This window comes from Haloferax sp. s1 (genome assembly GCF_058382125.1).
On record NZ_JBZRPK010000559.1, the window covers coordinates 1 to 7,413 of the forward strand.

General features: G+C 58.7%; 7 protein-coding genes and 1 tRNA gene. 3 read left to right on the forward strand and 5 right to left on the reverse strand.

All coding sequences use genetic code 11. The features are described from left to right. The coding region (locus tag QT222_RS10215; RefSeq protein ID WP_491477106.1) for a type II/IV secretion system ATPase subunit at positions 1-3,174 on the reverse strand (3,174 nt) is incomplete at its 3' end. Between the two features lie 333 nt (positions 3,175-3,507). Between QT222_RS10215 and QT222_RS10220 the strand changes: the two genes are divergently transcribed. Continuing rightward, entirely contained in the window at positions 3,508-3,909 is a 402-nt protein-coding gene (locus QT222_RS10220) for a PPOX class F420-dependent oxidoreductase (protein ID WP_491477107.1), read from the forward strand. A gap of 220 nt (positions 3,910-4,129) precedes the next feature. Here the strand turns inward: QT222_RS10220 and QT222_RS10225 are convergent. Next, a tRNA-Arg gene (locus QT222_RS10225) sits at positions 4,130-4,202 on the reverse strand. Between the two features lie 85 nt (positions 4,203-4,287). Further along, complete coding sequence (gene tatA / locus QT222_RS10230; RefSeq protein ID WP_004572501.1) at positions 4,288-4,557, reverse strand: twin-arginine translocase TatA/TatE family subunit; 270 nt, start codon at positions 4,555-4,557, stop codon at positions 4,288-4,290. A gap of 251 nt (positions 4,558-4,808) precedes the next feature. Between tatA and QT222_RS10235 the strand changes: the two genes are divergently transcribed. Then, positions 4,809-5,309 (forward strand): redoxin domain-containing protein, encoded by a 501-nt coding sequence (locus QT222_RS10235; RefSeq protein ID WP_004572500.1) that lies wholly within the window; start codon positions 4,809-4,811, stop codon positions 5,307-5,309. Positions 5,310-5,378: 69 nt separating this feature from the next. Then, the gene (locus QT222_RS10240) at positions 5,379-6,191 is read left to right on the forward strand and encodes an HD domain-containing protein (protein ID WP_004572499.1); all 813 of its coding nucleotides are present in this window, start codon (positions 5,379-5,381) and stop codon (positions 6,189-6,191) included. A gap of 61 nt (positions 6,192-6,252) precedes the next feature. On the opposite strand, the gene QT222_RS10245 is transcribed toward QT222_RS10240, so the two are convergent. Together QT222_RS10245 and QT222_RS10250 are read right to left on the reverse strand one after the other, a co-directional pair. Continuing rightward, positions 6,253-7,161 carry a mechanosensitive ion channel family protein gene (locus tag QT222_RS10245; protein ID WP_491477108.1) on the reverse strand — a complete coding sequence of 303 codons (909 nt, stop codon included), beginning with the start codon at positions 7,159-7,161 and terminating at the stop codon, positions 6,253-6,255. Beyond that, a complete protein-coding gene (locus QT222_RS10250; RefSeq protein ID WP_004572497.1) occupies positions 7,158-7,406 on the reverse strand; it encodes a YhbY family RNA-binding protein in 249 nt (82 codons plus the stop codon). The genes QT222_RS10245 and QT222_RS10250 overlap by 4 nt, the downstream gene beginning before the upstream one ends. Between the last annotated feature and the right edge of the window lie 7 nt (positions 7,407-7,413).

The following is a 7,413-nucleotide window of genomic DNA, read 5'->3' on the forward strand; positions in this document are numbered from 1 at the left end:
TGGTTCATCGTGGGTCGACTGGTCGTACTCTGGTTCATCGTGGGTCGACTGGTCGCGCTCTGCTTCGTCGTGGGACGGGCCACTGTGGCCCGTGTTACCCGCTTTTGACTCCCCGAGACCGAATGCACCGAAGAAGTCGTCGAGGTCGACATCGTCGTCGTTGGGGTCGGGGAACGACGGTGCGCTCTCATTGAAATCGAAGTGGTCGTCGGCGTCAACGTCAGACTCCTGAATCGAGTTCCACAGGTCGTCAGCCGACCCACTCTCGGCATCGTCGGGCCCCGATTCGAGCGCCGGGGTTTCGTCCTCACCGTCGAGTGATGACGGGCCGTCGTCGCCCGCAATTTCGGGCGTTTCGTCGCCTTCGTCAAGTTCTGAGCGTTCGGTTCCTTCGTCGAGTTCGGGGTCAGTTGTCGCCTCTTCGAGTACGTCGAGTTCGGCGTGCTGTGCGGGGTCTGCTTCCACGTCCGGTTCGTTACGCATGTGCCCGAGTGCCTCTGCGACCTCGCCGACGTCGCGGCCACGGTAGTCGGGGAATAGCTCTTCTTCGGCCCGACGGAGAATCTTCTTGGCCAGCTTTCGGACGTGTTCCGGCGGCTCCGGTCGCGGGACCATCGCCTCACTTTCGGGGTCGATATTGATGTGGACTGACTCCATCTCGCGAAGGTCTTCGAGACTGCGTTCGAGGTCGTCGGTCACCATCAGGCCGATGATGGTGTCTTGGTCGTTGATGAACGCCTGAAACGTCGCTGCGACCTGCGTATACGTGTTGAGACCGCGGTCGATGAGGTACGCGAGGATGACCTGCCGCTTGAATATCTCCAGTTCGAGTGTCTCCTGATTCCACCCGCGGTCGAATTTGATTTCTTCGAGCGTGTTCGACGACCCCATCTGGAGGAATTCGTCCGTCTCGGCTTGCCACTGATATACGTCCTGAACGTTGATTTCGTCGTTTTCGGGGTCGTAGTGGTTGATTTCGGTGAGCGACTTGTTTCGGCGTACCTTGTTGCCGCCGACCCGCGTCGATGTCTGGATAGAGACGAGGTCGAGCGCAGTGAACATCGTCTTCGAGACGTTGATTGGCGCGGTCGTGAATCGCTTGAGCACCTCGCCGACCGAGTCGGCGTGGAACGTCGTGTAGGTAGTGTGCCCCGTCGACATGACCTGAAAGAGTGTCCGGCCTTCTTCGCCGCGAATCTCGCCCATGACGATGTAGTCGGGGCGCTGGCGAAGCGCGGCTTCGAGCAGGTCGAACTCGTCTACGTCACCTTTGTCGTCGTCAGCAAACGACGGGCGGGTGACGGAGGCAATCCAATTCCGCTGGGGGAGTTCGACCTCACGGGTGTCCTCGATGGAGACGATTTTCGTATTCGACGGGATGAAAAGCGAGACTGCGTTGAGCGAGGTGGTCTTCCCGGATGCGGTGCCACCTGCGAAAATCAGGCTCTTGTCGTTCTCGATACAGAGCCACAGGAACGCCATCTCTTCGAGCGAGAACGTCGACCAGTTGATGAGGTCAATGGGCGTGAACGGAACGTCCTTGAACTGCCGGATGGTGTAGTTGGTTCCGTGGTCGGACACCTCACGGCCGAGCGTGAGTTGCGCACGCGACCCGTCGGGGAGCGTCGCGTCCACCTGTGGCCGTCGCTTCGAGATACCTTTGCCGGACCGCTGAGCGAGTTTGACGACGAAATCGTCGAGTTCGCCCTCGCCGTGATAGACGTTCGAGATTATCTGTTCGTAGTCGGAGTGGTAGACGAACACCGGCGAGTTGTAGCCGTCACACGAGATGTCCTCGACGTTGATGTCGTGTTTGATACCGTCGATGCGTTCGTACCCGATGAAGTCGCGACGGAGATAGTACTGCATCTTCCGAACCTGATAGTCGTTCAGGTCGTCGGCGTCGTCGGCGAGGACCGCCGATTCCGGGCGGGCCGCGATGCCGTCGATTCCGCCGAGTGGGTCATCGTCACCAGAATCTCGGCTTCCTCCGCCGAAGATGCTCCCCAGCCCGAATCGCGAGCCTAAGCCACCGAAACGCTGTTTTTGGTTGCCAGTGGTCGACGTACTCGTATCGTCACCGCCGCCGAAGAGACCGTCTAACCCGAGTCGAGAGACGAGACCCGAAGCGTCGGATTCGTCGTTGTCGACACTGTCTCCCGAAGAGTTGGGCGCGTCGTAGAGGTCGTAGCGAGACAGCAGTTCGTAGGTCTGTGCTTCGATGACCCGACCACGGTTGTCCGGACCGCCCTCGACGACGCTGTCGTCGCCGTATTTAATCGCGGTTCGAAGCTTGCTCGTGAGGAACTCAGTCAGGTCTTCTTCGATGCGATTCAAGTGCGGTTCGACGACGTAGTACTTCGTCTCGTTTTCCTTGACCGAGTGAAAGAGGATGACGAACGCGTAGGGCTTGTTGACCCAGTACCGCTCGACTTCGCGGAAGTGCGTCTTCTTCTCCATCGGAACCGCTTTTTCGAGGTCGTAGCGATTCGCCAGCGTCGTCGTTCCGTCTGCGCTCGAAAAGAACGCGTCTTCGTCGAGGTCGGGGTCGATATCGACGGTCCGCTCTTCGATTACCGCGTCGAGTTCTTCGGCCCGCTGTCCACCCCGTGCGAGCGCGTTCTCGATATAGTCGGGGTCGAATCCGAGGGCGTCTTCGGCGTCGAAGCGGACGATTTTACCCTCGTCGTCGCGTGGGCGCGAGCCGTCGTCCTCGTAGTAGTACTCGCGTTTGTAATGCTCCCACAGCCACTCGTCTTTGACGACGGGCGTCGTCTCGGGGTCGCAAAACGCCTCGAACTGCTCGTGGATGTCCGTCGCGTGTGCACCGCGTTTGCCGACGAAGTCGGTGACATCGACCGGGTGGAAATCGAGATACGCCTCGGGGTCGAGACTCACACCTTCCCAGTCGGTCCGACCTGGCGTCGGAATCTCCCGTTCGTCGTCGTCTTCCCACCGGGATTGTCCCGGTGCGTCGCTGCGAGCACGGGGGTCGAAGCCATAGAGGGCCGAAACATCACCGTCATCTCCGTACTCGTCGAGAAAATCTGCCCATGTGTACGCGCCGACACGGGCGTTCGACGCCTGCTCCGGAGCGGTGTCTCCCTCCGCCGGTGGCTCGGTGTCACCAGCTAACGCCTTGCGATTTGCTCCGTCGGCGTCTTCGGTTGCCATTGTCCTCCGGGTATTCGGGCCGATGGAAAAGTCTTTTTCTCATTTAATTCACAGTTTAAAACTTGTTTAAGTACTCTTTTTATAGGGGTTTATTATCGTCGAAACAGACTTATCAACCAGAGTCGCACCTTAATTGGCTATTTAGGGATACAAAATAGGCGTCGTTGCTGTCGCTATCGACGGGTTTTCGGTTGTCATCTTGTTGTCTCGGGGAGTCTCGATACCCCTCAGGAAACGAGTCAGATGGGTCAATTGTCGAGTCTCAGACGAACCGAATTCGGGTCAGGTGCAAACAGGAGGTGTGTATTAGTAGATGTGTCACCAATTGTCACTATGGCTTCGATCCCTGCTGACTTCCAAGACCTGTTCGAGAAGCAGACGTTCGCCCATCTGTCGACGCTTTTGCCGGATGGGAGTCCGCATGTGACGCCGGTATGGGTTGATTACGACGCCGATGCTGACCGTCTGTTAGTGAATACGGAACGTGGCCGCCGAAAAGAGAAAAACGTCCGAAATGACCGGCGAGTCGCAATCAGTATGACCGACCCGGAGAACCCTTACCGCATGCTCTCCGTCCGAGGTGAGGTCAACGAACTCACCACGGAAGGGGCACGCGAGCACATCGACGAGATGACAAAACGATATATGGGCGAGGATGAATATCCCAACCCAATCCAGACTGAACGCATTATTCTCTCAATCAAACCGGAGCACGTCAGCCATTACGAGCCGTAGCTGACGTGGCTGTGTATTTTAACGGGCGCTACGCGCTGCACTTCGTGACCTCCGGTCACGAGATTCGAACCTCGGTCGCAACAAGTTGCTCCCTGATTCGAATCCCTCGTGCCGTTTTCACTGCTCACTTCGTTCTAGGAAAACGGGCGCGACGGGAATCCCACGAGGCACCGCCGAGTGGGACTCAGGAGCGCCCGCTGAACGAACGAAGTGAGTGAAGCGGGCGCGACGGGATTCGAACCCGCGATCGAGAGGTTAGGAACCTCTCGCCCTGTCCACTAGGCCACACGCCCTACAGAAACGTCTTTCAGGGCGAATCAAAAATCGCGTGGTTCGACCCCGTTGGCCGGGAGAGAAAAATCGAGGAAGAAGCTGCGATTACGCCTCCGTCTCGGTCGACGTCTCGGTTGACGTTGACGTTGACGTCGACGTTTCGGAGGTGGTTTCCTCGTCGTCGCCTTCCATCTCTTTCAGTTCTTCTTCGATTTCGTTGCGTCCGCGCTGGAACTCGCCCATGGCCTGCCCGGTAGAGCGAGCAAGTTTCGGAATCTTGTTCGCGCCGAACAGCAGGACGAGCACGAGGAGGACGATGAGCAGCTCCGGCCCGCCCGGGAGTCCCGGAAACAGGGGGGTAATGGTCTCGAACATCGCTATTTCTGCGTTGTCCAGTGGCAATTATAGGCTTTTTGCCTTCTACGGCCTCAGGAATTGCAGAATAACGTTGGTCGGATGCATCGAAATCGGAGTCCACAGCCCTCGAACGAGGGCAACTCCTACGAATATCTTGTGGCCGGACGCTCGAATCACCTGTTTGGATGCGTAACTGTCGGCCGGGAGTACGGGACCGTGTATCTCCGCCGACGCAGAGATAATGTGCCCCCCGCGAATATGCACCGCATATGGTATCTGTCGACGACACTGCGCCTGATTTTACCGCACCGCTGACCGACATCGACGGCGATATCGAGTTGTTCACGCTCTCTGAACACCTCGACGAAGCTCCCATCGTCCTCGCATTCTTCCCCGCGGCCTTCACCGGCGTCTGCACAACGGAGATGTGCACCTTCCGCGACCAGATGGCAAATTTCGAAGATATCGGGGCGACAGTCTACGGTGTCAGCATCGACACACCGTTTACGCTCTCGGAGTTCGCCGAGAAGAACAATCTCAACTTCGGTCTCATTAGCGACACGAATCGCGAACTCGTCGACGCGTACGACGTGGAGATGGACTTCGCCGACCTCGGTGTCAACCGCGTCGCCAAGCGGTCGGTCTTCGTCGTGAACGGCGACGGCGAAATTACCTATGAGTGGGTCAGCGACGACCCCGGCGTCGAACCCGACTACGAGGCGGTCGAAGCGGCGGCCGCAGCACTCGAAGGTCCCGCTGCATCGGTATAGGTCGCGGGGGACGCTCCTGTCCCGGATTTTCCCCAGTTCTTTTTTCTCGGTACGACGACCATCTGTATCATGAGCGATTCTGAAGAGTCCCTCGATGGTGGTCGAGCCTACGACCCCGATGCAGACCACGCGTTCCCCGACGAGAAACTCAACGAGGTGCTTCCTGCACTGCTCGAAGACGAGGAGATAGTGACGCTCCTCGAAGCGCAGAACGTGAACGCGGTGACGCGCAAGGGTTACAACGACCACGGTCCGAAGCACATCGAAATCGTCCTCAATCGTGCGCTCAGACTCTATGACCTCCTCAAGGACGGCGGCTGTGAGTTCAACGGCGCGGCCGAACAGGGACTCGATGAGGCCGACGAAGCGGTCATCATCGCGCTCGCGGCGCAGTTACACGACATCGGTCACATCGTCCACCGCGACAATCACGCCTACTACTCGATTCCGCTCGCATCGGACGTGCTCGACAGGTTCCTTCCGCAGTTTTACGACCTCGCCGATGCAGTTCGCATCAAAGGCGAAGCCCTCCACGCAATCCTCTGTCACCACCGCGAGGAAGACCCGCTGACCCTCGAAGCGGGTGTTATCCGCGTCGCCGACGCGCTCGACATGGAACGCGGTCGCTCGCGTATCCCCTACGAGAAGGGCGGGCGCGGCATCAACACGCTCTCCAGTCGTGCCATCAGAAACGTCACGCTGAAACGAGGTGACGAGGCGGCCGTCCTCGTGGAGATAGAGATGGTGAACGCCGCGGGCGTCTACCAGGTCGACAACCTCCTGAAAGCGAAGCTACAGGGGTCGGGACTCGAAGACCACGTCAGAATCGTCGCGGTCAACACGAAGTCCGAAGACAGACTGGTCGAGCGTATCGAACTCTAAGCGGACAAAAAAGCGAGAAACGACGGCAGAGGAGGACAGTCCCCTCACACGACGGGCTTTTTCAGTCGTTTGACCGTGCGAGTTGCTCAATCCCTTCGACGGAGAGTTCGCCGCTGAGCGTGCGGTTCGGGTAGGGGAAGTCGATTCCCTCGTCGTCGAACCGTGCTTTCACCGCGGTGACATACTCGCCCCGAGTCTTGACGAAGTCGGCGCGGCTGGGGTTCGAAATCCAGATGCGCGATTTGAGGACGACCGCCGAGTTGCCGAGTTCGGTTAGCCGAACCGACGGTTCGGGGTCGGTCATGATGCCCTCGTGCTTGTCGGCTTCTTCGAGGATGATATCGGTCGCGTTCTCGATATCGTCGTCGTAGCCGATGCCAAACGGGACCTGCAGTCGAAGCTTGTCCTTTGCGACGGGGTTCTTGATGACGCCGCTCGTGAGCTGTGAGTTCGGGACAGTGAGCAGTTCGTTGTCGAACGTCCGAACCCGGGTCACGCGAAAGGAGATGTCCTCCACGATACCCGAGTTACCATCCCATTCGACCCAGTCGCCGATGCGGAACGGTCGGTCGGTGAAGATGAAGATACCGGCGACGAAGTTGGCGATAACGTCCTGCATCGCAAAGCCGATTGCGAGTGTCGCCGCGGCACCGATGGTCGCAAGCGACTGCAAGAAGTTCCCGAGGCCGGCGAAGCCGAACCCGACGGCGAGAGCGATAAACGCCGTGACGAGAGTTACTATCTTCAGCAGGGGCTGTTTGGCGTGTTTGTCGGCCCCGCGTCGGTCGAGCATACGACTGACGACGGACGACAAAACAGCCTTGCCGACGACGTAGACGACGGCGAATCCGATAATGAAGCCTAAAATAGCACCGAACGTCGCCGCGTACGGGATGTTCTGCTGTGCGAGGAACCGACCGACTGCGCCACCGTCTCCCTGTAACTGGAGTGGAAGCGCGAGGAGATTCATCTGTGGAAAACTGCTGTCTTCCCGCGCGTCTCTATCAGTTCGGCGTTCACTCGCTCTGCGAGGTCGGCCGCAGCCTCGTCGACCGTCGTGCCGCCGAGCGATGCGCGAAGGAACTTCGCTTTCACGAGATTCTGGTTTGCCAGTTGGTCGTTGAGTTCGCCGACGACCGCTTCGAGACCACTTTTGCCCACCCAGACGGTCACGTCGAGGTTGTGTGCTTCTTTTCGCAGGTCCTGTTTGTCCATACGTGAC